Below are 26,033 nucleotides of genomic sequence, written 5' to 3'. Positions count from 1 at the left end.
GCTCCTGCGCTCATGCCTCTGCCCCCCGGGACGTGCCGAAGGAAAATCGCATCCGGCGGCGTGGGGGCGCTGTTTCGGTGTCGGCATCGGATTCGAAACCGGCTTCGGGGGCAAAGGCCGCACTGTCGCGATCACCATGCGCCGGGTCCGGCGCGTCATGCTGCGCGATCAGCGGTTCGGGCCTGGTTTCGGGTGCGGATTCGGTTTCGGGCTGCGTGTCGGACCCGGCACCGGCCTCGGGGTCCGCATCCGCGGCCTCGGCGGCCTCGGCCTGACGGGCCAGTTCCTCGACATGCGCCATCATGCCCTTGCCGACCTGGTAGGCCGTCTGCATGTTCTCGAGCACCTTGGCGCTGTCGGTGAAATCCTCGCCGTAATCCAGCAGCCCGTCCAGATTGGCCAGCGCCGGATTGCTGGTCCAGAGGCGGCGCAGGGCGCGGCGGCGGATACGGTCGGGCACGGCCTTGGCCATGAATGCCTTGAAATCGGCACCGGACCCGAGCGTGTCGGGATCGGGCAGGCCCAGTTCCTCGAGAAGTTCCGCATCGCTTTTCCCGGCCTGTTCGGCCTCTTGCAGGGCGGCAATACGCGCGTCCTCAGCGCGCTGGGCGGCGTGCTCCTCATCTTGAACCTTCGCCTTGCGGCGGGACCAGAAATCAGCGGCGCGGGTCAATTCATCCGTTCCTTCCGGGCCTGGGGCGCAAGATAGACATCGGTCAGCTGCCTGACGCGCGGGTCACCGACGCTGTGTTCGACCTTGTCGGTGCGCACCCGGTCGCGGCGGCGCTTTTTGAACTCTTCCTCGATGTGATGCTGGTCGATGAAATCCTGAACCCAGGCCACGAGCCCGTCGGGCATGGCGACCTTTTCGACGATTTCCTCGCCGCTGTCGCAGTAATCCTGCGCCTCATAGGGCGATGCGGTGACCAGCACCACATCGAGCGGGGCGCGCCCTGCCCCCGCACCGGACGCGCGGCGCAGCACCACGTAGACGCAGGGCACCTGCGCGGCGAGCCCGTGGACATAGGCATCGGTCTCGGCGCCATGCAGTTCAAGAAGTGGAGTGGCGGCGTGGAACTCGACGCTTTCGCCGTCACGGCGCAGTTCGCGCCAGTCGGCATCGCCCGCGCCAGGCAGAACGCCAACCGCTTTCCAGGCCCACTTGGCCCAGCGCGTCACGCCCGGCTTGCGCCGGATCACGACACCAAGCGGCATGCAGGCATACCTCGACGGATTGTGAACCACACCGTTCCTCCCAGTTCGGTTGGATCAAGAGTGGTATAGTTTTCGGACCGCTCAAAGTAAAAATTGCATTCAATCGCACACAACGGAAGCTGAAGGACAGAATGGGCAGCCCTGCGCGGGGCAAGGTGCCACTTTGGACAAAATGTCCGAGGTGCGGCAGAACGTCCGACCGGCCCGCTGCCCCGCCCTGCGCCGCCCAACAGAATCACTCGGGATAGCGGCGCGCGCGCCGGGACGGGCCGGAGGGTGGTAAATTCAGTTTACCACAGCTGCGAATCATGCCTACTCTGAAGCCCGCTCGACGCCGGATCGCGCGCCGACACAGCAAGGAAACCCAAGCAGGAATCATGGCCAAGCGATTGATATTATGTAACTGTTCCGGATCGCAGGCGCTGGACGGCGCAGCGATCGGACAGGCGACGGGGCTCAGCTGTTCACAGGTGCATTCGGGGCTCTGCACCACCCAGACCGACCGCGCAGCCGAGGAAATCGCCCAAGGCGACGCCATCATCTGCTGCGCACAGGAGCGCCGGATTTTCGAGGAGCTGGCCGCCGATATCGACGCCCCGACACCCAGTTTCACCGACCTGCGCGACCGCGCGGGATGGTCCGACGATCCACGCCCGAAACTACCCAAAATGGCCGCGCTGCTGGCCGAAGCCAACCTGCCCGCCGCGCAGGAAAAGTCGCTCGATGTGATCTCGGAGGGGCTTTGCCTGATCATCGGCGCGTCGGATGTGGCGCTGGAGGCGGCCGCGCGGCTGGCCCCGGTCCTTGGCGTGACGGTGCTGCTGACCGACGAGGCGGACCCGCCCGAGAGCCGCGATTTCGACACGATCCGCGGACGGCTGAAGCGCGCCGAGGGCGCGCTTGGCCAGTTCCGCCTGACCATCGACGCACTGCAACAGGTGGACCCGGCCGGGCGCGGCGCATTGGGCTGGGGCGCGCCGCGCGACGGCGCGCAGACCGATTGCGACGTGATCCTTGACCTGAGCGGCGCCACGCCCCTGTTTCCGGCGCCGCAAAAGCGCGAAGGTTACCTGCGGGCCGACCCCGGCAGCCTGCCTGCGGTGGCCGATGCGGTGCTTGAGGCGTCGCAACTGATCGGCACCTTTGAAAAGCCGCTCTACGTGGCGTTGGAGCCGCTGCTTTGCGCCCATTCGCGCGCCGGCAAGACCGGCTGCACCAATTGCCTTGATGCCTGCCCCACGGGCGCGATCAGTCCGGCGGGCGAGCATGTGGAAATCGACCCGATGATCTGCGCGGGCTGCGGCGCCTGCGCGGCGCTTTGCCCGTCGGGCGCGATCACCTATGACGCGCCGCCCGCCGACATGACCTTCCGGCGCATCCAGACGCTGGCCTCGGCCTATCGCAAGGCCGGGGGCGAGGCGCCGCGCCTGCTGGTCACAGACCGCGAGTTCGGGGCCGAGATGATCCGCCTTGCGGCGCGCCACGGGCGCGGCCTGCCCGCCGACGTGATCCCGCTGGAGGTCAGCGCGCTGTCGGGATTCGGCCATGCCGAGATGCTGGCGGCGCTGGCGTCGGGCTTTGCGGATGTCACGATCCTGTTCTCTCCGGCCACCGAGCGCGACGCGCTCGACCGCGAGATCCCGCTGGCACAAGCCATTGCCGGGGCAGAAAAAATCGCCACGCTCGACATCAATGACCCGGATGACCTTTGCGCGGCGCTATACGACCCCGCCGCGCTGCCCGCGCCGGTCGTTGACCCGATCCTGCCGATGGGCAGCCGCCGCCAGGTCGCGCGCCTGTCGGCCAGGGCGATGAACCCGCCCGATGCCATGCTGCCCCTGCCCGAGGATGCGCCCTATGGCGCGGTGCTGGTGAATACCGACGCCTGCACGCTCTGCCTGAGCTGCGTGTCGCTCTGCCCCTCGGGTGCGCTGGTCGAAAATCCCGACATGCCGCAGCTGCGTTTCCAGGAGGATGCCTGCCTGCAATGCGGGCTCTGCGCCAATGTCTGCCCCGAGGACGCGATCGGTTACGAGCCGCGGCTCAATCTGGCGGACAGCGCCATGAGCCAGGTCGTGCTGCACGAGGAGGAACCCTTCGCCTGCATCGAATGCGGCGCCTTGTTCGGCGTGAAATCCACCGTCGAGCGGATCACCGAGAAACTGGCCGGCAAACATGCCATGTTCGCCAGTGGCGACGCCGCGCGGATGATCCGGATGTGCGACAATTGCCGCGTCAAGGCGCAGTTCCATTCACGGGACAACCCCTTCGCCGCCGGCGATCGCCCGCAGGTGCGCACCACCGAGGACTATTTCAGCAAGCGCCGGGATCACTGATGCCGGATCGGCGCGCCCAGATCGGCCGGCGTCATGGCGGCGACATAGGCCATGATCGCCTCGAGATCATCAAGGCTCATCTCGACCGGGATGATCGGGGGCGGGCGCTCGATATGGAAGGGCGGGGTGACGTCCTCGACCTGGGTAAAGGACGGGTGCGGGTTGAGAACATAGAAGGTCTCGAACCGCCGCGCCCAGTCCCGCATCGCGCGCAGCATGAAAAAGGACGGGGTGGAGCCGATATCGTTCATGCGGGTCTCTTCGGAGACCACATGGCAGCGCCCGCACAGATCATTCGAAAGGGTCTTGCCCAGCGCCGCATCCCCCGCGAATGTCGGCGCCACGCGGGTGGCCTCGGCGCGCTCGGGCGGGCTGAAGGGTGTCTCACCGTCCAACTCGTAGGCGGCGACCGTGCGCTGGCCGATATCGGAACGCAGCCAGTCGGCAAACCGCGCCGCGTCCGCATGGCCGCTGTCATGCAGTGTCATCCGCCATGTGGCCTGCGGCCCCGCGAACACAGCGCGCCCCGTGCCGCCCGCCTCGAGGCTCAGTTCGGCCTCGGCCCCTTCGGGCACGAGATCGACCCCCACCCCGGTCTTGAGAGAGAAACGCGGCAGCACATATGTCAAGAGACCACTGTCGCGCAGCGCCTGCGGCACAGCGAGGCGCAGCCTGTCCGCCGCGGCAGCCCCCGGCAGGGCCAGCCCGATGCAGGCCGCAAGAACGCAACCCGCGCAAAGCGCGCGAAAGCTGCGACAGTGGATTGAAACGATGCGGCGCATGGCCCAAGGGTAGATAACCGGGGCGTCTCGCGTCAACGATCTTGAAACGAAGGGAGACCGACATGAGCAACGACATCAGCGATTACAACATGTCCATGCGCAAGTTCCTCAAGCAGGTGGGCGTCACCTCGCAACAGGCGATCGAGGAAGCGCTGCGTAATGCAGGCGACCTCGAGGGGCGCAGCTTCAAGGCCCGGATGGTCCTGACAATCGAGGGGCTGGACGTCGAACATGAAGTGACCGGCACCATCAAGGGACAGGACTGACCGTGGCATTGACAAGAGATGGCGTCCTCGCGGCGCTCAAAGAGATCAACGATCCGCAGAGCGGCTCCGATATCGTCGCGGCGGGCATCACGCGCGGCCTGAATGTCGAGGGCGGCGCGGTGCGCTTCGTGCTCGAGATCGACCCGGCCAGGGCGGATATCTACGAACCCGTGCGCGCCGCCGCCGAGGCGGCTGTGAAAGCGCTTGACGGCGTGACCGAGGTCTCGGCGGTGCTGACCGCCCACAGTGCCAAGGCGCCCCCCGACCTGAAGGCGCAGCGCAAGCCCGAAGCGAAGGGGCCAGAGCGCGTGCCCGGCGTGAACCACATCATCGCCATCGCCAGCGGCAAGGGCGGGGTCGGCAAATCCACGGTCTCGGCCAATCTCGCCTGCGCGCTGGCCGCCGAGGGGCGGCGCGTGGGGCTGCTGGATGCCGATGTCTACGGCCCCAGCCAGCCCAGGATGCTGGGCGTGTCGGGCCGCCCCGCCAGCCCCGACGGCAAGACCATCCTGCCGATGCGCAATCACGGTGTCACCATGATGTCGATCGGGCTGATGACCAACGAGGATCAGGCGGTGGTCTGGCGCGGGCCGATGCTGATGGGGGCGCTGCAGCAGATGCTGATGCAGGTGCAATGGGGCGCGCTCGACGTGTTGCTGGTGGATCTGCCGCCGGGCACGGGCGACGTGTCGATGACACTGGCGCAAAAGGCGGTGGTGGACGGGGCGATCATCGTCTCGACCCCGCAGGACGTGGCGCTTCTGGATGCGCGCAAGGGGATCGACATGTTCAACCAGCTCAAGGTGCCGGTGCTGGGCATGATCGAGAACATGTCCACCCATATCTGCAGCCAGTGCGGCCATGAGGAACACGTCTTCGGCCATGGCGGCGTCAAGGCGGAATGCAAGAAGATGGGCGTGCCGCTGATGGCCGAAGTGCCGCTGCATATCGACATCCGCACCGCCTCGGATGGCGGCGCGCCGATCGTGGTCTCCAAACCCGACGCACCCCAGGCGCAGGCCTTCCGCGACGTGGCCCGCGCGCTGGTGGCGCAAGGCGTGGCATGAGGGGCACCGCATGAGCGAACCCGCCTTCCCGCCGCTGATGTCGGGCCACCCGGTGGATGCCGGGATCGACCCGTTCGACAAGGCCTGCGCCATGGCCGCACTTGGCTGCGACGCGGGGCTGATCGTCCATAATATCGCGGCGAACCGGCTGGCGGCGGCGCTTGTCATGGCCCCCGAAGTGCCGCTGGAACAGGCGATGGCCATGCTGCCCGCCTGCGCCCTGGGGTTCCAGAACGCGCTCGGCGCGCTTGGCCCGCCGGAAGTGGCGGTGCATCTGGAATGGGCCGGCGGACTGCGGGTGAACGGCGCCGCCTGCGGGCGGCTGCGCGTCATGGCCGGCCATGCGCGCCCCGACGAGCTGCCAGGCTGGCTGGTGGTGGGGCTCGAATTGCCGCTGCTTGCGGCGGGTGCGCATGACGGCGGCGCTCAGCCCGACACCACCGCGCTTTACGACGAGGGCTGCGCCGATGTGGACGCGACCGAACTGCTCGAAGCCTGGGCGCGCCATACGCTCAACTGGATCACCCGCTGGGAAGACGAAGGGCCGCGCGCCCTGCACGCACAATGGCGCGGCCTCGCGAAAGGGATCGGCGAGCCGGTGACGCAAGGCGAACTCACGGGCACCTTCCTTGGCATCGACGAGAATTTCGGCATGCTCCTGCGCGACGAGAACGCAAAGACCCATCTTGTGGCGCTGAGCACGATACTGGAGCAGGAAAAATGAAACTGGCGCGCGCGATCCATTTCGACGAAAGCGACCTGCGGGTCTATGCCAATCCGGCGCGCACCGGCGAATGGTGCATCCCCGGCGGGTTCGAATTCTCGGACTGGACCGAGGCCGACCTGACCGGCAAGCAGCGCCAGGCCTTCGCCAATGGCTGGCTTGGGCTCGAGACATCGGGCCGTGTGACTTTCGTCGCGGTCACCACGGTCGAACCCGCCGAACGCGACGCGCTTACGCAGACGCTGGCACAGCATTTCGTCGATCTCTACGGCGCCCCCGACATCACCGCCGCCCACCCTGTGGCCGCGGCCGAAATCGCCCATATGACCGAGCTTTGCGAGGAACACGCCCCCAACACCCTCTTGACCGTGGCGCGCGAGCTGACCGACGCGGGCGTGCGCGAAAGCTTTCGCGTGATCGAGGCGCAGGAGGCCGGGCTGGAACAATTCGCGATCCACGCCACACCCGACGAATAAGCGCCGCACCCGGCCTGAACCGTTGCATTCGAGTATTTTGGGCAAGATGAAGCCCGGGATGCGCCCTGCCCTTCATCTTGCGAAAAATACTCCGGGGGTGAATTGGCCGAAGGCCAAGAGGGGGCCGCGCCCCCTGACCAAACGCATCGGGCGCGCCGCAGGCGCTCATCCGGATCACGCCTGCCTGAGCACCGCGCCGGGGTTCATGATACCCAGAGGGTCGAGCGCCGATTTGATCGCGCGCATCGCCGAGAGCTTGGCCGGGTCGCCATAGCGTTCGAGATCCCCGACCTTGAGCCGCCCGATCCCGTGTTCGGCGCTGACCGAGCCGCCCATGTCGTGAACCAGGTCATGCACGCAGCGCGTGATCGCGTCGCGCGCGTCAAGATGGTCGTCGCGCCGCTGGCCTTGGGCGGGAAAGACGTTGTAATGCAGGTTGCCATCCCCCAGATGCCCGAAACAGTTGATGCGGAACGCGCCAAGCCGGGCGATATGATCAGGCGCGCGGGCGATGAAATCCGGGATCGCCTCGAGCGGCAGCGAGATGTCATGCGAACTCAACGCGCCGATCAGCCGGTTGCCCTCGGGAATCTGCTCGCGCATTTCCCAGAAATCATGGCGCTGCGCCTCGCTCTGGGCGATCATGCCGTCGCTTACCAGCCCCGCCTCCAGCCCTTCGGCAAAGAGCGTCTCGAGCGCCGTGCCCGGATCGAGGCCGCGCGCAAGGCCGATATCGACCAGCACGAACCATTCGGGGGGCTCGGCGAAGGGCTGGCGGATGTCCGGCAGGGTTTCGGCAAGGAAATCGAGCCCGGCGCGGTGGATGAGTTCAAAGGCGCTCACCCCTTCGCCCAGCTGGTCGCGCGCCAGCGACAGCAGATCGAGCGCCGCCGCCGGGCTTTCGACCACCATCAGCGCCGTGCCCTCGCCCGCGGGCCGGGGCGCAAGGCGCAAGGTGGCGGCGGTGATCACGCCCAGCGTGCCTTCGGCGCCGATCAGAAGGTCCTTGAGGTCATAGCCCGTATTGTCCTTGCGCAGCCGCTTGAGCCCGTGCCAGACCTGCCCGTCGGGCAGCACCGCCTCGAGGCCCAGACACAGCTCGCGCGCATTGCCGTAGCGCAGCACGTTCACGCCCCCCGCATTGGTCGCCAGCAAGCCGCCGATCCGCGCGCTGCCCTTGGCGGCGATGCTGAGCGGAAAGAGAAGCCCGGCCCCGGCGGCGGCGTCATGGACATCGGAGAGGATCGCGCCCGCCTCGACCAGCATCAGGTTCTCGCGCGGGTGGATCGCGCGCACCGCGCGCATCCGCTCGAGGCTCAGCACCACCGGCGCGGGGCCGTCGGGCGCAATCTGCCCGCCCACCAGCCCCGTGCCCCCGCCATAGGGCACCACCGGCACGCGCGCCGCCGCTGCGGCGCGGATCACCGTCGCCACATCCTCGGTGGTCTGCGGCGCCACCACGACACCTGCCTGCCCCTGCCAGCGCCCGCGCGGCTCTTCGAGGTAATGCGGTGCGGTTTCACGCAGGGCGGTTTCGGGAAGCGCCGCCTTGAGGTCGGCGATGAAGGCGGGGGTCACGGGATTGAGAGTCATGGGGCTTTGCTACCATGTGGCGCCGCGCAGTCCAGTTCTTCCTGCCCGACGGGACGAGAAGGGAGGAGACCGATGCGCGCCGCGCTACTCGTCCTCGCGCAGATAGGCCGGGCGCAGCACCATGATCGTGGGCCGTGCGGGCAGGCTGCGCAGCGAAACGGTGATCTCATGCGCGCCGGTGTCGATGATGTCGAAGGCATCCTCCATTCCCGACAGGAACCGCCCCAGCGAGCCATCGGCGAACCAGTGCATCGGAATCACGATCCGCGCCTTGGTGCGGCGCAGCACGTTCATCATGTTCTCGAGCGGCAGCGTCAGCCCGCCATCGACCGGCGCCATCACCACATCCATCCGCCCCAGCGCCGCGTATTGTTCATCGCTCGGTTCGTGATGCAGATGGCCAAGATGTGCGATGCACAGCCCCGCCGCCTCGAAGACGAAGATCGAGTTGCCGTTGGTTTCGACCGTGCCGTCCCAGCTTCGGATATCGGTGGGTACATTGCGCACCAGCATGGACCCGAGATCGACATGATGATCCACCCCCTCGCCAAATTCGCCCCAGCCGGGCAGGACATTGGGGATCAACGGGTCGGGGTTGGCGGTCCAATGGGTCGAATGGGCATGGTTCATGGTCACGACATCGGGGATGAAATCGACATTGCCCACAAAGCCGGTGAAATCGGTGACCGCCGACAGCCCGTCTTCGGTCTGGATCAGAAAGGACGCATGCGCGATATAGCGCAGGCGCACCGAATGATCCGGCACCGGATCGCGAAAGCTGGCCTTGTGAAGATAGGCAATCCCCGGCGTGGTCTGCGCGATGGCGATGCAATGGCTCGGGCGGCGGTCCTGCTGCGCGAGGGCGGGCGCGCCGAGGCAGATCTGCGCGAAGACAAGAGCGAAGACGAAACGGATCATGAATGCAACCTCCCGTGACCTTGGGAAAGGATAGCACGAAATCCGGTCTCGTCAGCCTGTTGCCGTGCGCCCGCGCCGGTCCCGCCTGAGCGATGCATAAAGAACATGCGTCCGCCAGCGCCCGTTGATCTGAAGATAGCTTTGCGCGACGCCCTCGTATTTGAAGCCGCATTTTTCCAGCAAGCCGCGTGACGCCTGATTCTCGGGGAGGCAGGCGGCCTCGATCCGGCTGAGGTCAAGACGCTCGAAGGCGTGATGCACCACGGCGAGGATGGCCTCGCGCATGTAGCCCTGGCGTGCAAAGGCCGCGCCCGTCCAGTAGCCCAGCGTCCCGGCCTGTGCGGGGCCGCGGCGGATATTGTCGAGCGTGATCGCCCCGACCAGCACGTTATCCTCGCGCCGGATCAGGAAGAGCGGCAGCGCGGTGCAATGCGCGATCGATCGCTGCGCCCAGTAGACCCGGTTGGAGAACGCCTTGCGCGCAAGGTGATCATCGGCCCATGTCGGCTCCCACGGAATGAGGAAAGCGGCGCTTTCCTCGCGCAGGGCGGACCATTCGCGGTAATCGGTCAGCACCGGCTGGCGCAGGGTCAGACGCTCGGTCTCGATCCTGACTTTCCGGCGCGGGATGAACATCACGCGGCGCGCCTGTCCTGGAGCGCCTGAAGGCTGGGCGCGGCTTCGACCGGACCGTAAAGCGCCATTGCGGCGGGGGCGGTGCTGATCGTGCGTTCGGCCAGCGCGCGCACATCCGAAAGGCTCACGGCGTCGATCCGGCCGATCACCTCGTCGAGGGGCGGAATGCGGCCCCAGATCTGGAGCATCCGCGCCAGCCGTTCGGCCCGGTTCGAGGGGCTTTCAAGCCCCATCAGCAGGCCCGCTTTCATCTGTGCGCGGGCGCGTTCTATCTCGTCTGGGCGGAAATCCCCGGCGGCGCGTTTCATCTCGTCGATGGTGATCTGCGCCAGATTGGCCATCTCGTCGCGCGAGGTGCCCGCATAGATCGTCATCATGCCGGTATCGGCATAGGCCCCGGCCTGCGCAAAGATCGTATAGCACAGCCCGCGCCGTTCGCGGACTTCCTGAAACAGCCGCGAGGACATCGACCCGCCCAGCGCCGAAGCGTAGATCTGCGCGGCGTAGATATCGGGATGCGCGTAATCCGGCCCCTCGAAGGCCAGCGCGAAATGCGCCTGTTCCAGTTCCTTGACCCGGCGACTTTCGCCCCCGGCGAAACGCGCGGTATCGGGCACATAGGGCGCCTTGGGCGCCATGTCGCCGAAGAGCCGCTCGGCGGCGCGCACCAGCGCGTCGTGATCGACCGCGCCGGCGGCGGCCAGCACCATCTGGCCGGGGCCGTAATGTTCCTTGACGAACCCTTCGAGATCAGCGCGCGAGAAGGCCCCGACGCGTTCCTCGGGGCCAAGGATCGTGCGCCCCAGCGGATGGTCGGGATAGGCCTTTTCCTGAAGCCAGTCGAAAATGATGTCGTCGGGCGTATCCAGCGCCTGGCCGATCTCTTGGAGGATCACACCGCGCTCGACCTCGATCTCGCGGCCCTCGAAGACCGGGTTGCGCAGGATGTCGGCCACCACGTCAAGCGCCAGCGGCACGTCATCCTTGAGCACCCGCGCGTAATAGGCGGTGACCTCGCGGCTGGTATAGGCGTTGATATAGCCGCCCACATCCTCGATCGCCTCGGCGATGGCCAGCGCGCTGCGCGTCTCGGTGCCCTTGAAGGCCATGTGTTCCAGGAAATGCGCGATGCCGTTCTGTTCGGCGCGTTCGTGACGCGCCCCGACATTCACCCAGATCCCGATGGCGGCGGATTCGAGGCTTGGCATATGTTCGGTGACGATGCGAAACCCGTTATCGAGCGTAGTCAGATTGACGGTCAATGCCCGGTCCGTTCCTTGATCAGTGTTTCAATCGCGCCAAGATCGTTGGCGACCCCGGTCACGCGTTCGGATCGCTCATACAGGTCCGACATGCGCTCGGGCAAGGGGGGATGCACGCCGCTGGCCTCTTCGACGGCGGCGGGAAACTTGGCCGGGTGCGCGGTGGCGAGCGTGATCATCGGCGTGCCCGGCACGCGCATCTCGTCGGCCACCTTGACGCCGACGGCACTGTGCGGGCACAAAAGCTCGCCACTGCCGGCATATACGCGGCGGATGGTGGCGCTGGTCTCATCCTCGTCGCAGCGCCCCGAGTCGAACGCCTCGCGCAATGTTTCAAGCGCGCCCTGGCTGACCTTGAAACCGCCGGCCTTGAGTTCGTCCATCAATTGCCCGACGGCGGCGCCATCCTGATCATAGGCATAGAACAATGCGCGCTCGAAATTCGAGCTGACCTGAATATCCATCGACGGGCTGATCGAGGGGATCACCCCGTCGGGGCGGTAGTCCCCGGCGCTCAGGCAGCGGTGCAGGATATCGTTCTGGTTGGTGGCCACCACCAGCCGGTCGATGGGCAGCCCCATGCGCCGCGCGATGTAGCCGGCGAAGACATCGCCGAAATTGCCGGTCGGCACGGTGAAGCTGACCTTGCGATGCGGCGCGCCAAGGCTGACGGCGGAGGTAAAGTAATAGACCACCTGCGCCAGCACCCGCGCCCAGTTGATCGAATTGACCCCGGCCAGTCCCACCGCGTCGCGAAACTGAAAATCGTTGAACATGTCCTTCACGCGGGCCTGGGCATCGTCGAAATGCCCCTCGATGGCGAGCGCATGGACATTGGATTCGCTCGGTGTGGTCATCTGGCGGCGCTGCACCTCGCTGACGCGCCCTTGCGGGAACAGGATGAACACGTCCACCGCATCCAGCCCGCGAAAGGCCTCGATCGCGGCGCTGCCGGTGTCGCCGCTGGTGGCGCCCACGATACAGACCCGCTGGCCATTGCGCTTGAGCGCGGCCTCGAACAGCTGGCCGATCAGCTGCATGGCGAAATCCTTGAACGCCAGGGTCGGGCCGTGGAACAGTTCAAGCAGGAAATGCCCGCTGTCCAGCTCTTTGAGCGGCGCGCGCGCGACATGGCCGAAACCGGCATAGGCGCGGGCGATGATACCGTGGAATTCCGCGTCGGTGAAGGTGTCGCCGATAAAGGGCCGCATCACCCGGAACGCCGCCTCTTCATAGCTCACGCCCTCAAGTGCTGCGATATCGGCGGCGCTCATCTGCGGGATGGTTTCGGGCAGGTAAAGCCCGCCATCGCGCGCCAGCCCGGTCAGCATCGCCTCTTCAAAGCTCAGAACGGGCGCTTGCCCACGGGTCGAGACATATCTCATGCGGTGTCGCCTTTCGCTGTCTTGCGCGTGCGCCAAAGGAAATAGCCGGTCATCGCAGCCCAGATCGCGGCCAGCGAAAACCAGGTGATCGCGTATTCAAGGTGATCGTTCGGGATGGCCTGCGTATCCACCGGCAGGGGCGTCACCGGGGCGTCGGAAAACGACGCCTCGCGCGCCACCACCAGAACCGGGTCGGTCTCGAGCGCGGTGGCCATCTGGTCGAGGTCGCGGGCGAACCACATGTTTTCCGCCACGTCATTGGCGGGCGTCGCGCTGTTGCGGTCATCGGGCCAGTGCAGGTTGCCGGTGATCGTGACCTCGCCCGAGGGCGGCGCGGGAATATCCGCGCCGGTCTTGACGAAGCCCCGGTCCACAAGGATGCGCCGCCCGCCCATGTCGAGCGGTGAAATCACGCGGTAACCCGCACCCACCTGTTTCTGGCTGACCAGCACGCGCAGCGCGCCGTCACCCATCCGCCCGCTGACCCGCACCGGCAGGTAGCGGTCGGTTTCGGGGTCGGGCATCTGCGGCAAGGCGACGGGATCGGCGCCGATCCGGGTCTCGATATCGGCCAGAACGCCCTCTTTCCAGGCCAGGCGCTGCATCTGCCAGGTGCCAAGGCCGATGAGGATGGCCATACCGGCGAGACCGAAGATCAGGGGAACGAGGTAACGTGCCAATCCGGGGCGCTCCGTTGGAATAGGAAAAGCGCGCGAGACCCGCGCGCTTTGTGTTCTTGCGTCTCGGGGGCGGAAATGCAACCGCCCCCGTGGCCTGTCGGGTTCAGGCGCCCCAGATATAGATCGAGGCGAAGAGAAACAGCCAGACCACATCGACGAAATGCCAGTACCAGGCCGCGGCCTCGAAGCCGACATGGTTTTCCGGCGTGAAATGGCCGCGCAGCACCCGCATCAGGCAGACGAACAGGAAGATCGTGCCGATCACCACATGCGCGCCGTGAAAGCCCGTCGCCATGAAGAAGTTGGCGCCATAGATATTCCCCGAGAAGCCGAATCCGGCATGGGTGTATTCATAGATCTGGAAGGCTGTGAACAGCGCGCCCAGCCCGATCGCGATGGCGAGGCCGGACTTGATGTCCTTGCGGTTGTTCTCATGCACCAGCGCATGGTGCGCCCATGTGGCCGCCGCACCCGAACACAGCAGGATCAGCGTGTTGATCAGCGGCAGGTGCCAGGGGTCGAAGGTCTCGATCCCCGCCGGGGGCCATTGGCCGTCCACCGCCGGGCTTTCGGGGCCCATCGGATACATGGCGTGCTTGAAGAAGCTCCAGAACCATGCCGCGAAGAACATGACCTCGGACATGATGAACATGATGAAGCCATAGCGCAGGCCGATGCGCACGACCGGGGTGTGATCGCCGGCCTGGTTCTCGGCCACGGTGTCCGACCACCAGCCGAACATGACGTAAAGCACGCCGACAAATCCGATCAGGAACACCCAGGGCTGATTGTTCGCCACTTGCGGCGACATCCAGAGGACCGCGCCGAAAAGCATGACAAATCCCGACAAGGAGGCCAGAAGCGGCCAGATCGAGGGGTTCAGGATGTGGTAATCGTGGTTTTTTTCATGTGCCATCTTGGTCTTTATCCCTCGTGGAAGGCTTAGTTCTGTTTTGTATCGGTTTCGCCGGCCTGATCAAGGGCGGCGTGGTCTTGGGGCATGTCGATCTCGTAGAAAGTATAGGACAGCGTGATCGTGTGAACGAGTTTCGCATCCCGGTCATCGACCATTTCGGGATCGACATAGAAGGTCACCGGCATCTCGACGCGTTCGCCGGGCTGCAACACCTGTTCCTGAAAGCAGAAGCAGTCGATCTTGGTAAAGAACAGACCCGCCTCGAAGGGCGTCACGTTATAGCTCGATTGACCGGCGATGGGGCGGTCGGTGGGATTGTAGGCCTCGTAGAAGGCCAGCCCGGTTTCACCGATGCGCACTTCCATTTCGCGCTGCATCGGCTTGAATTCCCATGGGAAATCCCGCTCCTTGCTGGCGTCGAACCGCACTTTCACGGTGCGATCCAGAATTTCATCCGATCCGGCGGTCGCGGTGTTCGTCGAGCCGCCATAGCCGGTGACGCGGCAGAACCAGTCATAAAGCGGCACCGCCGCCCAGCCCAGCGCGCCCATCGTCAGCACCACCGCGACCAGGGAAATCACCGTCTTGTTTATGCTGCTCAGCCTCATCAGTCCCGCGCCTCGCTTGTGGGTTGCATGGTAAAATCGTCGGTCGTGACCTTGACCATTGTCAGTCCGAAAAGCAGCACGACAAATGCGGCCAAGACCAGCCCGAGGCCCAGGTTCCGGCGAAACCGGCGCTTGTGAAGGTCATGTTCCACGCGAAAGCTCATGCGCTTACCAGCCCCCCAGCCCGTAGGGCACCAGCGCCGCTTCCAGCGCGATCGCCCCGAAATGCAGGAACAGATAGTAAAGCGACAGGCGGAAGAAGCGCTTTTCGACAGCGTAGGCATCGGCCTCGGCCGCGACCTCGTCGCGCCGCCAGATGCGCAGCGCGCCCAACAGGAACATCAGGTTCAGCACCACGGCCACCGCCAGGTAAACCGGCCCGCCCACGGCGGTAAAGCCCGTGCCCACCGCCAGCGCCGCCAGCAGGATGGTGTAGATCAGGATATGCACGCGGGTGACGCGGCGGCCATGGGTGACGGTCAGCATCGGCACGCCCGCATTCTCGTAATCCGAGCGCATGAACAGTGCCAGCGCCCAGAAATGCGGCGGCGTCCACATGAAGATCAGCGCGAACATCAGCACCGATTCCACGCTGACCGAGCCGGTCGCGGCGGCCCAGCCGATCATCGGCGGAAACGCCCCGGCGGCGCCGCCGATCACGATGTTCTGCGGCGTCCATCGCTTGAGCCACATGGAATAGATGACGACATAGAAGAAGATGGTGAAGGCCAGCAGCCCCGCCGCGACAAGATTGGTCGCCAGCGCCAGCATCACCACCGCGAACCCCGCCAGCGCGATTCCGAAGGCGAATGCCTCGTCCGCCGAAATGGTGCCCGCCGGGATCGGCCGGGACCGCGTGCGCTTCATCACCCGGTCGATATCGGCATCCCACCACATGTTGAGCGCGCCGGACGCGCCGCCGCCCACGGCGATGAACAGGATCGCGGCAAAGCCGACCACCGGATGCACCCCGACCGGCGCGGCCAACAGGCCGACCAGGGCGGTGAACACCACCAGCGTCATCACCCGCGGCTTGAGCAGCGCGAAGTAATCGCCAAAGCCCGCTTCGCCGGTCTGGCTGGTCACTGTGTTGAGACTTGCGTCGCTCATCCTGGTCTCCGGGTTCGGATCGTGTCAGGCATCGCTGCGGATGCTGGAGGGCGCGCATCACCGCGCCCCCGGCTGTCATGTCAGTCGGCCGAAGCCACCTGCACCGCGCGCGGCGTGCCCGCGTATTCGTTGATCGCGCCGTCCAGCCAGCGGTCGTAATCCTCCTGGCTCACCACTTTCACGGTGATCGGCATATAGGCATGGTCCTTGCCGCAAAGCTCGCTGCACTGGCCGAAATAGATGCCTTCTTTCTCGGCGTTGAACCACAGTTCTGCCAGACGGCCCGGCACCGCGTCCTGCTTGACGCCGAAGGCGGGGATCGTCCAGCTGTGGATCACGTCCGCGCCGGTCACCTGCATGACGACGGTCTTGTTCACCGGCACCACGACGGCGGTATTGGTCGCCAGCAGGTATTCATCCTGGCTGTAGCCGTATTCCTCAAGCTCGTCGCGCGCCAGCATGAAGCTGTCGAAGGCGAAATCGTGGTCGGTGTATTCATAACCCCAATACCACTGATAGCCGGTCACCTTGATGTTGATGTCCGCCTCGGGCATCTCCTGCTGCTTGAACAGCACCGGCAGCGAGAACGCACCGATGAAGACCAGGATCACGATCGGCACCACCGTCCAGGCGATCTCGAGCGGTGAATTGTGGGTGAAGCTGGCCGAAGCCGGGTTCCGGCGGCGGTTGTAGCGCACGATCACGATGGCAAGCAGGACACAGACGAAAATGGTGATCGCGGTGATGATCACCAGAATCATCCCGTCCAGCCATTGCAGGTCGCGGGCCAGCTCGGTCGCGGCGGGCTGAAAGCCCATGCCGCCATCCTTGGGCGCGCCGATGATTTCAAGACCCTCCTGCGCATGCGCGGGATTGAAGGAAACGGCGGCCATCGCGGCCAATAGGCTAAGGAATCGTCGCATTTTGCACCCTGATCGGTTGAAGCGGTCGTGTTGTATTTCACAGCGTCGGATCCGGCAAACGCGGAATCCCGTTGTTTCACCGACGCTAGAAACCATATTCTGACACAGCAGACAAGAAAGACCGTTGCGGCAAACGGACGCTTTTTTTGATTCAGATCAAATTCCAATGTCGCACCCCATCAAGGAAGACCCATCATGACCGACGCCGCCTTTCGCCCCTTCGAGACGATGCTCGACCGCGACGCCGCCCTTGCACGACTGCGCGAGGCGACCGCCGGCGCCGATGACGGAGAGCTGTTTCTGGAGCGCCGCCAGTCGGAATCGCTGGTCTTCGATGACGGGCGCGTCAGGAACGCCTCCTTTGACGCCGCGCAGGGTTTCGGGCTGCGCGCGGTGCGCGGCGAGGTGGCGGGCTATGCGCATTCCTCGGATATTTCCGAACCCGCGCTGACCCGCGCGGTCGAGACCGCGCGCCTTGCGGTGGGCGATGGCGGCGGCACCATGGCGCCACCCCCGCCACGCACCAATCGCCACCTTTATACGGATGCCGACCCGATCGCGGGCGCGGATTTCCCCGTCAAGCTCGAGACCCTGCGCGAGATCGACGCCTTCGCGCGCGGCCTCGATGCGCGGGTGGTGCAGGTGACCGCCTCGCTGGCGGCCTCGCATCAGGAGGTGGTGATCCTGCGTGCCGATGGCAGCGAGGTCACCGATTCCCGCCCGATGGTGCGGGTCAATGTCTCGGTCATCGTCGAACAGGACGGGCTGCGCGAATCCGGCACGGCGGGGGGCGGCGGACGGGTCGGGCTTGACGGGCTGATCGACCCCGCCGACTGGCAGGCCAAGGCGCAGGAGGCCTTGCGCATCGCGCTGGTGAACCTGCGCGCCGAACCCGCCCCGGCGGGGGTGATGGACGTGGTGCTTGGCCCCGGCTGGCCCGGCATCCTGCTGCACGAGGCCATCGGCCACGGGCTTGAAGGGGATTTCAACCGCAAGGGCAGCTCCGCCTTTGCCGGGCTGATGGGCCAGCGCATCGCGGCGCCCGGCGTCACGGTGCTGGACGATGGCACGATTCCCGACCGGCGCGGTTCGATCACCGTCGATGACGAGGGCACGCCCAGTGCCCGCAACACCCTGATCGAGGATGGCATTCTGGTGGGCTTCATGCAGGACCGCCAGAACGCCCGCCTGATGGGGGTCGAACCCACCGGCAACGGGCGGCGCGAAAGCTATGCCCACGCCCCCATGCCGCGCATGACCAATACCTACATGCTGGGCGGCGATGCCGACCCCGCCGACATCCTCGCCGATCTTGATGACGGCATCTACGCGGTGGGCTTTGGCGGCGGGCAGGTGGATATCACCAACGGCAAGTTCGTCTTTTCCTGCACCGAGGCCTACCGCGTGAAGAACGGCAAGGTCGGCGCACCGGTCAAGGGCGCGACGCTGATCGGCGATGGCGCCACCGCGCTTCAGCAGATCCGCGCACTTGGCAATGACATGGCGCTTGATCCGGGCATGGGCAATTGCGGCAAGGCCGGCCAATGGGTGCCGGTGGGCGTGGGCCAGCCGACGGTGATGATCGGCGGCCTCACGGTGGGCGGCTCGGCGGCGGGCTGAAGGTCGCGCCTGCTCGCGCCCTTTGAATCACGCGCCAACCCGCCAGACTACGGCGGATATCGGTGCGGATGCCCTGCCCCGGCGCGCGCCCTGTTCACGATTCACCCGCCCTGCACGGCCGCCGACATCCGCACCGACGCGATACCGATGCAATGCCGAGGCGATACCGACAGCGTTTCCATAGGGTCGGGAAAAATAATTAATTCGCAATATCAACATGTTGAAATAATTCTCGTCAATAATCGCGACTCGTCCAATTTCGGTTTACCAGCCATTAACCAGCGCTGCGCATAGTGGGTTTGCAAGCAGGCGGAGCGGCGATGTCTGAAGACCCACATCCTTCCACTCACCCCCCACTCCCACCCACCACGGAAGATGATCGGGTGTCGTGGCTTCGCCTCTTGCGCTCACGCCGGGTCGGTCCCGCGACCTTCCTGCGGCTCCTGGGCGAACATGGCTCGGCGGATGCCGCGCTCGCGGCTCTGCCAGAGGTCGCCCGCGCCGCCGGGGTTCAGGATTATACCCCCTGCCCCGAGGCGGTCGCGATGGCCGAACTGCGTGCCGCCAGGGCCGCCAATGCGCGCATGATCTGCATGGGCGAACCCGGCTACCCCACTGATCTGCAACAGATTCCCGATGCGCCGCCGCTCCTCTGGGCGATCGGCGATCCCGATATCCTCAAGCGCCCGATGATCGCGCTGGTGGGCGCGCGCAACGCCTCGTCGCTGGGGCTGCGCATGGCCCGCGCGCTGGCCGCCGATCTGGCGGCCGAGGGGCTTGTCGTGGTCTCGGGGATGGCGCGCGGCATCGACACCGCCGCTCATACCGCCACCCTCGAAGCGGGCACCGTCGCCATCATGGCCGGGGGCGTCGACGTGATGTACCCGGCCGAAAACACGCGCCTTGCCGAGGACATCGCCAAGACCGGCCTGCGCCTGTCCGAACAGCCCATGGGCATGGCCCCGCAGGCGCGCCATTTTCCCCGCAGAAACAGGATCATAAGCGGTATCTCAAAGGCCGTTGTGGTGGTCGAGGCAGCCGCGAAATCCGGCTCGCTGATCACCGCGCGCATGGCGCTTGATCAGGGGCGCGAGGTGCTGGCCGTGCCCGGCCACCCCTTCGATGCCCGCGCCGCCGGGTGCAACATGCTGATCCGCGACGGCGCCCTTCTGGTGCGCCGCGCCACCGACGTGACCGAGGCGCTGCCAGCCGCCGCGCGCCCCGCCGCGGCACAGGCCGAGATGCCGCTCGCATCACCGGCCCCGGCCCTGCCCGCGCCCCCTGCCGCGCCACCGCGCGACAGCCGCAGCCTGCGCGACACGGCCCTGCTGCACAGCCGGATTCTGGACCGGCTCGGCCCCTCTCCTCTGGCCGAGGATCAACTGATCCGCGACCTTGCCGTGCCCGCCAATGCCGTCACCCCGGTGCTCACCGACCTCGAACTGGACGGGCGAATCCGCCGCCAGCCCGGCGGCCTGTTGTCGCGGGTCTGATCCCGCCCCACGCCCCTGCGCGCGATCAACAACCCTTTGCCAGCACCCGCAAGGCTGTCGCTGCCTCGGGGCGCATTGACAAAGCCTCTTGTAAGCCCACATGGTCCGCCGCCATAAGTCTCGACCCGAGTCGAAAGGAGTCTCCATGCCCGTCGTCGTTGTCGAATCCCCGGCCAAGGCCAAGACAATAAACAAGTATCTGGGATCCGACTACACGGTTCTGGCGTCTTACGGGCATGTGCGCGACCTGCCCGCCAAGGACGGTTCGGTCGATCCCGAACATGATTTCGACATGAAATGGGAGATCGGAAACGACTCGCGCAAGCACGTCAAGGCGATCGCCGACGCGCTCAAGGATGACCAGAACCTGATCCTCGCCACCGACCCCGACCGCGAGGGCGAGGCGATCAGCTGGCACCTGGAAGAGGCGCTGCGCAAGCGCAAGGTGATCAAGGCCGACACCAAGGTCAGCCGCGTGGTGTTCAACGCCATCACCAAGACCGCCGTGACCGAGGCGATGCAGAACCCCCGCGACGTGGATCGCGACCTCGTCGAAGCCTACTTGGCGCGCCGCGCGCTGGATTACCTTGTCGGGTTCAACCTCAGCCCGGTGCTCTGGCGCAAGCTGCCCGGCGCGAAATCCGCCGGGCGCGTGCAATCGGTCTGCCTGCGTCTGATTGTAGAGCGCGAGATGGAGATCGAGGCGTTTCGCGCCCGTGAATACTGGTCCGTGAAGGCCCTGATGGCCACCCCGCGCGGGCAGGAATTCGAAGCGCGCCTGACAGTTCTGGCAGGCAAGAAGCTGGAACGCTACGACCTCGAAAACGGCACCCAGGCGGAACTGGCGGTGCAGGCGATCGAGTCGCGCGACATGAGCGTGAAGTCGGTCGAGGCCAAGCCCGCCTCGCGCAATCCCGCCCCGCCCTTCATGACGTCCACCCTCCAGCAGGAGGCCAGCCGCAAGTTCGGCATGGGCGCGCGCCAGACAATGAGCGCCGCGCAGCGGCTCTATGAGGCGGGCTACATCACCTATATGCGGACCGACGGCATCGACATGGCCCCCGAGGCCGTGATGGCCGCGCGCGACGCGATCAAGGACCGTTTCGGCGAAGCCTATGTCCCCAAATCGCCGCGCATGTACAAGAACAAGGCCAAGAACGCGCAAGAGGCGCATGAATGCATCCGCCCCACCGAGATGACGCGCGATGCCAAGGCGATCCGCACCACCGATGCCGATCAGCGCAAGCTTTACGACCTGATCTGGAAACGCACCCTCGCCTGCCAGATGGAAGGCGCACGGCTGGAGCGCACCACCGTCGATATCGGCAGCCGCGACGGCCAGGTCGAGCTGCGCGCCACCGGGCAGGTGGTGCTGTTCGACGGTTTTCTGCGCATCTATGAAGAGGGGCGCGACGATCAGGCGGTCGATGACGACGACAAGCGCCTGCCCCAGATCACCCAGGGCGAGCCCGCCGAGAAGCGCGGCGTCACCCCCGAGCAGCATTTCACCCAGCCGCCGCCGCGCTATACCGAGGCGACGCTGGTCAAGAAGATGGAAGAGCTTGGCATCGGTCGCCCCTCGACCTATGCCAGCATCGTCACCACGATCCAGGACCGCGAATATGTCCGCAAGGACAAGAACCGCCTGATCCCCGAGGACAAGGGCCGGATCGTCACCATCTTCCTGCTCAACTTCTTCCGCAAGTATGTGGGCTACGAGTTCACCGCCAATCTCGAGGACGAGCTGGACAAGGTCAGCGCCGGCGAGGTGGATTACAAGCAGGTGCTCAACCGGTTCTGGCGCGATTTCTCGGCGGCGATCGCCGAAACGTCCGAACTGAGGATCACCGAGGTTCTGGACATTCTCGACGATGCGCTTGCGCCGCAGCTTTATCCGCCGCGCGAGGATGGCAGCGATCCGCGCGCCTGCCCGCTTTGCGGCGAAGGCAGCCTGCACCTCAAGACCTCGCGCACCGGCGGTTTCGTCGGCTGTTCGCGCTATCCCGAATGCCGCTACACCCGCCCGATCGGCGGCGAGGGGGCCGAGGGCGGCGACCGGGTCCTGGGTGAGGATGACGGCGACGAGATCAGCCTGCGCTCGGGCCGGTTCGGCCCCTATGTGCAGCGCGGCGAAGTCACCGAGGAAAACAAGAAGCCACCCCGTGCCAGCCTGCCCAAGGGCTGGAGCCCCGACGACATGGACCTGGAAAAGGCCCTGATGCTGCTGAGCCTGCCGCGCGAGATCGGCCCGCATCCCGAGGATGGCGAGCCGGTCGAGGCCGGGATCGGGCGCTATGGCCCCTATGTGAAACATGGCCGCCTTTACGCCAATCTGAAGGACCCCGATGACGTCTTCACCATCGGCATGAACCGCGCGGTCGAGGAACTGGCCAAGAAGGCCGCCTCGCGCGGGAAGGGGCGCGCCACGGCCAAGCCGCTCAAGGAACTGGGCGATCATCCCGAAAGCGGCGGCGCGGTGAACGTGATGGATGGCCGCTATGGCCCCTATGTGAAATGGGACAAGATCAACGCCACCCTGCCCAAGGGAACCGACCCCGGGGACGTGACGATGGACATGGCCGTGCAGCTGATCGCTGAGAAGGCCGGCAAGAAGGGCAAGGGCCGCGCCAAGGCCGCCCCCCGCAAGAAGGCCGCGGCCAAGAAATGACGACGCTCCCTGCTACGTAACGCCATACGTAGTAACCCTATTGGGGCCGATTTGCGGGCCGGGGTCGTTGACTTTGGCCCGCCTCCCACCCCATACCGTGGGCAGACAGGTTTTCGAGGAGGATCCCGTGATGAAAAAGGTCTATGGCAATGCGACCGAGGCCCTGGACGGACTTTTGCGCGACGACATGCTGATCGCCGCGGGCGGCTTTGGCTTGTGCGGCATTCCGGAACTGTTGCTGGAGGCGATCAAGGATAGCGGCGTCAAGGATCTGACCTTCGCCTCGAACAATGCGGGCGTCGACGATTTCGGCATCGGCATCCTGTTGCAGACCCGCCAGGTCCGCAAGATGCTCAGCTCCTATGTGGGCGAGAACGCCGAATTCATGCGCCAGTATCTGTCCGGTGAGCTGGAGCTGGAATTCAACCCGCAAGGCACGCTGGCCGAGCGGATGCGCGCCGGGGGCGCGGGGATTCCGGGCTTTTATACCAAGACCGGCGTCGGCACGCAGGTGGCCGAGGGCAAGGAACACAAGGATTTCGACGGCGAGACCTATGTTCTGGAGCGCGGCATCTTCGCCGATCTCAGCATCGTGAAGGCCTGGAAGGCCGACACCACCGGCAACGCGATCTTCCGCAAGACCGCGCGCAACTTCAATCCGCCCGCAGCGATGTGCGGCAAGGTCTGCGTGATGGAAGTCGAGGAAATCGTCGAACCCGGTGAACTGGACCCCGATCACATCCACCTGCCCGGCATCTATGTGCACCGCCTGATCCAGGGCGAGCACGAGAAGCGCATCGAGCAACGCACCACCCGCGCGGCCTGAGCCGGGGGCGGCGGGGATGCGTTCGCCCTATCAGGATCTGCCGGACCGGGCCTTCTGGCGCAGCAGCGTCGGGCGCGACGATGACGCGTCACTGGCGCAGCTCTGGGCGCCCAAGGCGGGGATCACGCGCCAGACCGCGCTGATGACGATCGGAAGCTGCTTTGCCCAGCATCTGCATCGCGCGCTGGTGCGTGGCGGCTGGCATGTGCTGCAAGGCGAGGACATGTCCGCGCATCTGCCCACAAGGCTATGCCATCGCTTCGGCTATAACCTGTTCTCGGGACGCTATGGCAATGTCTATACCGCGCGCCAGTTCCGCCAGCTGATCGAACAGGCATTGTCCCCTGCGCCCGTGCCCGCTCCGATCTGGGAAAGGGACGGCCGGTTCTTCGATGCTTTGCGCCCGACGGTCGAACCCGAGGGGCTGGGCCATCCCGACGAGGTCGCACAAAGCCGCAATGAACATCTTGCGGCGGTGCGCGCGGTGCTGGAAAGCGCCGAATGCATCATCCTGACCTTGGGTCTGACCGAAAGCTGGATCGACAACGCCAGCGGTTACTCCCTGCCCACGGCGCCGGGGACGGTGGCGGGCGATCACGACCCCGCGCGCGAGACATTCCACAATTTCACCCACGCCGAGGTTCTGGAGGACCTCAGGGCCAGCCGCGACCGGCTGCGCGCCGCGGGACTGCCCGCGCGTTTCGTTCTGACGGTGTCGCCGGTGCCGCTGGTGGCGACGGCGGGCGGCGATCATGTCGCCTCGGCCACCGCCTATTCCAAGGCGGTGCTGCGCGCGGTCTGCGGCGAGTTGCAGATGAGCGATCCCGATTTCGACTATTTCCCCGCCTACGAGATCGTCACCACCACCATTGCGCGCGGTCCCTACCTGGATCAGTTCGCGCGCCAGCCCACGGATGAGGGCGTGCAACTAGTGCTGAGGGCGTTCTCGCTGGCGCTTGGCGCGGGCGACACGGCCGGAAAGGGCGCTGACGACAGCTCCGCCATCCCCCCGGCCCCGGTCCCGGCACCCGTCGACGACGATACGATCTGCGAGGAAATCCTGCTGGAGGCGTTCCGCAAATGACGCGCGTGGCGATCATCGGCAATTCGCATATCGGTGCCTACATGCTGGCGCGCGAGGCGATCGAGGCGGCGTTTCCCACGCTGGAGCTGTCCTTCTTCGCCCTGCCGCGCCACAGCTTCGCCTCATGTCATTATGACGAAAGCGGCGTCCTGATCGCCCGCGAGCCCGCCGCCCAGGGCCTGCCCGATCGGATCGACCTGAGCGAGAAGGATCACATCCTTCTGACCGGTCAGAGCTTTGCCATCAGCGGTTTGAGCCGCATGATCGGCGATTTCGATATTCTGGGGCTCCCCGCGTGCGGGCGCGACCGAAGCGTTTCATTGACGCTTCTGGAAGAATTCCTGGTTTTCCGGATCGAGCGCTACTGTCAGAAACTTGCCCGCTTCCTGCGCGGCGATCCCCGCTGCATCGTGGCGCCAGCGCCGTTTCCCGCCAACGGGGCGGCTGACCTGCCGGAACAGGCTGCCGGGTGGCTGCATCACCCTGCCGCTGCCGAACTCATCGCGCTCTGGTCCGAAACGGTCGCCTATCACATGTCAGGCCTACCCTATGGTTACATGCCACAGCCCGACCACCTGATCGCCAGTCCCGGCCGCAGCGCCGCCGCTTATGCGCGCGCCCATACCCTCGGGCCGGACCAGACCCCGGCAGCACCCGATTACACGCATATGAATTCCGACTACGGCTTCGCCCATTTCGAAGCCTTCGCACGGCAATGGCTGGGCCTCACGCCCGAATGCCGCCCTCACTCACCCCGAAAGGAGTATGACCATGGCTTGGGACCGCAATGAAATGGCCGCGCGCGCAGCGCAGGAACTGGAAGACGGCACCTATGTGAATCTCGGCATCGGGATCCCGACGCTGGTGCCCAACTATATCCCCGAGGGCGTGCATGTGACGCTGCAATCCGAGAACGGGATGCTGGGCATGGGTCCCTTCCCCACCGAGGACGGGGTCGACCCAGACCTGATCAACGCGGGCAAGCAGACCATCACCGAACTGCCCCATACATCCTATTTCGACAGCGCCACCAGCTTTGGCATGATCCGCGGCGGCAAGATCGCGATGGCCATCCTTGGCGCGATGGAAGTGGCCGAGAATGGCGACCTCGCGAACTGGATGATCCCAGGCAAGCTGGTCAAGGGTATGGGCGGCGCGATGGACCTGGTGGCAGGCGTGCGCCGCGTGGTGGTGGTGATGGATCACACCAACAAGCACGGCGACAGCAAGCTGCTGAAGGCATGCACCCTGCCACTGACCGGGACCGGCGTGGTGAACCGGATCATCACCAATCTGGGCGTACTGGATGTGGTCGACGGAGGCCTCAAGATCGTCGAGTGCGCAACCGGCGTCACCGAGGAGGAGCTGCGCGCGGCCACCGAAGCGAAGATCGTCTGATCGCCCCGACCGGGGTTCAGTTCATCGCGAGGTTGAGCGCGCAGCCG

General features: G+C 65.8%; 26 protein-coding genes. 12 read left to right on the top strand and 14 right to left on the bottom strand.

The window, feature by feature from the left end; translation table 11 throughout:
- Nucleotides 1-10: 10 nt before the first annotated feature.
- Together N5A93_RS10740 and N5A93_RS10735 are read right to left on the bottom strand one after the other, a co-directional pair.
- Nucleotides 11-673, bottom strand: a complete 663-nt coding sequence (locus tag N5A93_RS10740; RefSeq protein ID WP_268955087.1) for a DUF3306 domain-containing protein — start codon at nt 671-673, stop codon at nt 11-13.
- Nucleotides 670-1,215, bottom strand: coding sequence for a DUF3305 domain-containing protein (locus N5A93_RS10735; protein ID WP_268955086.1), 546 nt, complete (start codon nt 1,213-1,215; stop codon nt 670-672). Before N5A93_RS10735 ends, N5A93_RS10740 begins: the two co-directional genes overlap by 4 nt.
- 377 nt (nt 1,216-1,592) lie before the next feature.
- On the opposite strand from N5A93_RS10735, the gene N5A93_RS10730 reads away from it, so the two are divergent.
- On the top strand, nt 1,593-3,551 hold the full coding sequence (locus N5A93_RS10730) for a 4Fe-4S binding protein (protein ID WP_268955085.1): 1,959 nt from the start codon (nt 1,593-1,595) through the stop codon (nt 3,549-3,551).
- Here the strand turns inward: N5A93_RS10730 and N5A93_RS10725 are convergent.
- Nucleotides 3,545-4,333, bottom strand: coding sequence for a hypothetical protein (locus N5A93_RS10725; RefSeq protein WP_268955084.1), 789 nt, complete (start codon nt 4,331-4,333; stop codon nt 3,545-3,547). The two genes, N5A93_RS10730 and N5A93_RS10725, sit on opposite strands and share 7 nt — an antisense overlap.
- A 62-nt stretch (nt 4,334-4,395) precedes the next feature.
- Between N5A93_RS10725 and N5A93_RS10720 the strand changes: the two genes are divergently transcribed.
- Genes N5A93_RS10720 through N5A93_RS10705 form a run of 4 tightly spaced genes read left to right on the top strand, consistent with a single transcriptional unit; the run spans nt 4,396 to nt 6,866 of the window.
- Complete coding sequence (locus N5A93_RS10720; protein ID WP_268955083.1) at nt 4,396-4,599, top strand: DUF6494 family protein; 204 nt, start codon at nt 4,396-4,398, stop codon at nt 4,597-4,599.
- Nucleotides 4,600-4,601: 2 nt separating this feature from the next.
- Nucleotides 4,602-5,666: an Mrp/NBP35 family ATP-binding protein gene (locus N5A93_RS10715; RefSeq protein WP_268955082.1), complete on the top strand. Its 1,065-nt coding sequence runs from the start codon at nt 4,602-4,604 to the stop codon at nt 5,664-5,666.
- A gap of 10 nt (nt 5,667-5,676) precedes the next feature.
- Complete coding sequence (locus tag N5A93_RS10710; RefSeq protein WP_268955081.1) at nt 5,677-6,390, top strand: biotin/lipoate--protein ligase family protein; 714 nt, start codon at nt 5,677-5,679, stop codon at nt 6,388-6,390.
- The gene (locus tag N5A93_RS10705) at nt 6,387-6,866 is read left to right on the top strand and encodes a DUF6505 family protein (protein WP_268955080.1); all 480 of its coding nucleotides are present in this window, start codon (nt 6,387-6,389) and stop codon (nt 6,864-6,866) included. Before N5A93_RS10710 ends, N5A93_RS10705 begins: the two co-directional genes overlap by 4 nt.
- 174 nt (nt 6,867-7,040) lie before the next feature.
- Here N5A93_RS10705 and N5A93_RS10700 read toward each other — a convergent pair whose 3' ends face one another.
- From N5A93_RS10700 to coxB, 11 genes are all read right to left on the bottom strand, one after another.
- A complete protein-coding gene (locus N5A93_RS10700) occupies nt 7,041-8,459 on the bottom strand; it encodes an FAD-binding oxidoreductase (RefSeq protein ID WP_268955079.1) in 1,419 nt (472 codons plus the stop codon).
- Between the two features lie 84 nt (nt 8,460-8,543).
- The gene (locus N5A93_RS10695) at nt 8,544-9,377 is read right to left on the bottom strand and encodes an MBL fold metallo-hydrolase (protein WP_268955078.1); all 834 of its coding nucleotides are present in this window, start codon (nt 9,375-9,377) and stop codon (nt 8,544-8,546) included.
- Between the two features lie 51 nt (nt 9,378-9,428).
- Nucleotides 9,429-10,013: a GNAT family N-acetyltransferase gene (locus N5A93_RS10690; protein ID WP_268955077.1), complete on the bottom strand. Its 585-nt coding sequence runs from the start codon at nt 10,011-10,013 to the stop codon at nt 9,429-9,431.
- The gene (locus N5A93_RS10685; RefSeq protein ID WP_268955076.1) at nt 10,013-11,275 is read right to left on the bottom strand and encodes a M16 family metallopeptidase; all 1,263 of its coding nucleotides are present in this window, start codon (nt 11,273-11,275) and stop codon (nt 10,013-10,015) included. The genes N5A93_RS10690 and N5A93_RS10685 overlap by 1 nt, the downstream gene beginning before the upstream one ends.
- Entirely contained in the window at nt 11,272-12,660 is a 1,389-nt protein-coding gene (gene thrC / locus N5A93_RS10680; protein ID WP_268955075.1) for a threonine synthase, read from the bottom strand. Before thrC ends, N5A93_RS10685 begins: the two co-directional genes overlap by 4 nt.
- On the bottom strand, nt 12,657-13,340 hold the full coding sequence (locus N5A93_RS10675; protein WP_268955074.1) for an SURF1 family protein: 684 nt from the start codon (nt 13,338-13,340) through the stop codon (nt 12,657-12,659). Before N5A93_RS10675 ends, thrC begins: the two co-directional genes overlap by 4 nt.
- Nucleotides 13,341-13,443: 103 nt before the next feature.
- Nucleotides 13,444-14,256: a cytochrome c oxidase subunit 3 gene (locus N5A93_RS10670; protein WP_268955073.1), complete on the bottom strand. Its 813-nt coding sequence runs from the start codon at nt 14,254-14,256 to the stop codon at nt 13,444-13,446.
- Between the two features lie 26 nt (nt 14,257-14,282).
- Nucleotides 14,283-14,864 carry a cytochrome c oxidase assembly protein gene (locus N5A93_RS10665; RefSeq protein ID WP_268955072.1) on the bottom strand — a complete coding sequence of 194 codons (582 nt, stop codon included), beginning with the start codon at nt 14,862-14,864 and terminating at the stop codon, nt 14,283-14,285.
- Nucleotides 14,864-15,016, bottom strand: coding sequence for a cytochrome c oxidase system small membrane protein (locus N5A93_RS10660; RefSeq protein WP_268955133.1), 153 nt, complete (start codon nt 15,014-15,016; stop codon nt 14,864-14,866). The genes N5A93_RS10665 and N5A93_RS10660 overlap by 1 nt, the downstream gene beginning before the upstream one ends.
- Nucleotides 15,017-15,032: 16 nt before the next feature.
- Nucleotides 15,033-15,974, bottom strand: coding sequence for a heme o synthase (cyoE, locus tag N5A93_RS10655; protein ID WP_268955071.1), 942 nt, complete (start codon nt 15,972-15,974; stop codon nt 15,033-15,035).
- An 80-nt stretch (nt 15,975-16,054) separates the two neighbouring features.
- Nucleotides 16,055-16,897, bottom strand: a complete 843-nt coding sequence (coxB, locus tag N5A93_RS10650) for a cytochrome c oxidase subunit II (protein WP_268955070.1) — start codon at nt 16,895-16,897, stop codon at nt 16,055-16,057.
- A 195-nt stretch (nt 16,898-17,092) separates the two neighbouring features.
- Here coxB and tldD point away from each other — a divergent pair, with 195 nt between their 5' ends.
- From tldD to N5A93_RS10615, 7 genes are all read left to right on the top strand, one after another.
- Nucleotides 17,093-18,517 (top strand): metalloprotease TldD, encoded by a 1,425-nt coding sequence (tldD, locus tag N5A93_RS10645; RefSeq protein ID WP_268955069.1) that lies wholly within the window; start codon nt 17,093-17,095, stop codon nt 18,515-18,517.
- 320 nt (nt 18,518-18,837) lie between these two features.
- On the top strand, nt 18,838-20,010 hold the full coding sequence (dprA, locus tag N5A93_RS10640; RefSeq protein WP_268955068.1) for a DNA-processing protein DprA: 1,173 nt from the start codon (nt 18,838-18,840) through the stop codon (nt 20,008-20,010).
- 145 nt (nt 20,011-20,155) lie between these two features.
- Nucleotides 20,156-22,678 (top strand): type I DNA topoisomerase, encoded by a 2,523-nt coding sequence (gene topA / locus N5A93_RS10635; RefSeq protein ID WP_268955067.1) that lies wholly within the window; start codon nt 20,156-20,158, stop codon nt 22,676-22,678.
- Nucleotides 22,679-22,808: 130 nt separating this feature from the next.
- On the top strand, nt 22,809-23,504 hold the full coding sequence (locus tag N5A93_RS10630) for a CoA transferase subunit A (RefSeq protein WP_268955066.1): 696 nt from the start codon (nt 22,809-22,811) through the stop codon (nt 23,502-23,504).
- A gap of 16 nt (nt 23,505-23,520) precedes the next feature.
- The gene (locus N5A93_RS10625; RefSeq protein WP_268955065.1) at nt 23,521-24,588 is read left to right on the top strand and encodes a GSCFA domain-containing protein; all 1,068 of its coding nucleotides are present in this window, start codon (nt 23,521-23,523) and stop codon (nt 24,586-24,588) included.
- Complete coding sequence (locus tag N5A93_RS10620) at nt 24,585-25,379, top strand: hypothetical protein (protein ID WP_268955064.1); 795 nt, start codon at nt 24,585-24,587, stop codon at nt 25,377-25,379. Before N5A93_RS10625 ends, N5A93_RS10620 begins: the two co-directional genes overlap by 4 nt.
- A complete protein-coding gene (locus tag N5A93_RS10615; RefSeq protein WP_268955063.1) occupies nt 25,360-25,986 on the top strand; it encodes a CoA transferase subunit B in 627 nt (208 codons plus the stop codon). Before N5A93_RS10620 ends, N5A93_RS10615 begins: the two co-directional genes overlap by 20 nt.
- The last annotated feature ends 47 nt before the right edge of the window (nt 25,987-26,033 follow it).

Origin of the sequence: Roseovarius salincola (assembly GCF_026891095.1) — a bacterium.
In the GTDB taxonomy this organism is placed as follows: domain Bacteria; phylum Pseudomonadota; class Alphaproteobacteria; order Rhodobacterales; family Rhodobacteraceae; genus Roseovarius; species Roseovarius salincola.
Note: the sequence above shows the minus strand (reverse complement) of the source record. Positions and strands in the feature narration are given on the sequence as shown.

Bases quoted from the DNA above. Each gene is read 5' to 3' on its own strand.
- topA (WP_268955067.1), top strand. From the start codon at position 20,156: ATGCCCGTCGTCGTTGTCGAATCCCCGGCCAAGGCCAAGACAATAAAC.
- N5A93_RS10615 (WP_268955063.1), top strand. From the start codon at position 25,360: ATGGCTTGGGACCGCAATGAAATGGCCGCGCGCGCAGCGCAGGAACTG.
- N5A93_RS10735 (WP_268955086.1), bottom strand. From the start codon at position 1,215: ATGCCGCTTGGTGTCGTGATCCGGCGCAAGCCGGGCGTGACGCGCTGG.
- N5A93_RS10705 (WP_268955080.1), top strand. From the start codon at position 6,387: ATGAAACTGGCGCGCGCGATCCATTTCGACGAAAGCGACCTGCGGGTC.
- thrC (WP_268955075.1), bottom strand. From the start codon at position 12,660: ATGAGATATGTCTCGACCCGTGGGCAAGCGCCCGTTCTGAGCTTTGAA.
- N5A93_RS10695 (WP_268955078.1), bottom strand. From the start codon at position 9,377: ATGATCCGTTTCGTCTTCGCTCTTGTCTTCGCGCAGATCTGCCTCGGC.
- N5A93_RS10620 (WP_268955064.1), top strand. From the start codon at position 24,585: ATGACGCGCGTGGCGATCATCGGCAATTCGCATATCGGTGCCTACATG.
- N5A93_RS10700 (WP_268955079.1), bottom strand. From the start codon at position 8,459: ATGACTCTCAATCCCGTGACCCCCGCCTTCATCGCCGACCTCAAGGCG.
- cyoE (WP_268955071.1), bottom strand. From the start codon at position 15,974: ATGAGCGACGCAAGTCTCAACACAGTGACCAGCCAGACCGGCGAAGCG.
- N5A93_RS10665 (WP_268955072.1), bottom strand. From the start codon at position 14,864: ATGAGGCTGAGCAGCATAAACAAGACGGTGATTTCCCTGGTCGCGGTG.
- N5A93_RS10690 (WP_268955077.1), bottom strand. From the start codon at position 10,013: ATGTTCATCCCGCGCCGGAAAGTCAGGATCGAGACCGAGCGTCTGACC.
- tldD (WP_268955069.1), top strand. From the start codon at position 17,093: ATGACCGACGCCGCCTTTCGCCCCTTCGAGACGATGCTCGACCGCGAC.
- N5A93_RS10730 (WP_268955085.1), top strand. From the start codon at position 1,593: ATGGCCAAGCGATTGATATTATGTAACTGTTCCGGATCGCAGGCGCTG.
- coxB (WP_268955070.1), bottom strand. From the start codon at position 16,897: ATGCGACGATTCCTTAGCCTATTGGCCGCGATGGCCGCCGTTTCCTTC.
- N5A93_RS10630 (WP_268955066.1), top strand. From the start codon at position 22,809: ATGAAAAAGGTCTATGGCAATGCGACCGAGGCCCTGGACGGACTTTTG.
- N5A93_RS10670 (WP_268955073.1), bottom strand. From the start codon at position 14,256: ATGGCACATGAAAAAAACCACGATTACCACATCCTGAACCCCTCGATC.
- N5A93_RS10625 (WP_268955065.1), top strand. From the start codon at position 23,521: ATGCGTTCGCCCTATCAGGATCTGCCGGACCGGGCCTTCTGGCGCAGC.
- N5A93_RS10725 (WP_268955084.1), bottom strand. From the start codon at position 4,333: ATGCGCCGCATCGTTTCAATCCACTGTCGCAGCTTTCGCGCGCTTTGC.
- N5A93_RS10710 (WP_268955081.1), top strand. From the start codon at position 5,677: ATGAGCGAACCCGCCTTCCCGCCGCTGATGTCGGGCCACCCGGTGGAT.
- dprA (WP_268955068.1), top strand. From the start codon at position 18,838: ATGTCTGAAGACCCACATCCTTCCACTCACCCCCCACTCCCACCCACC.
- N5A93_RS10720 (WP_268955083.1), top strand. From the start codon at position 4,396: ATGAGCAACGACATCAGCGATTACAACATGTCCATGCGCAAGTTCCTC.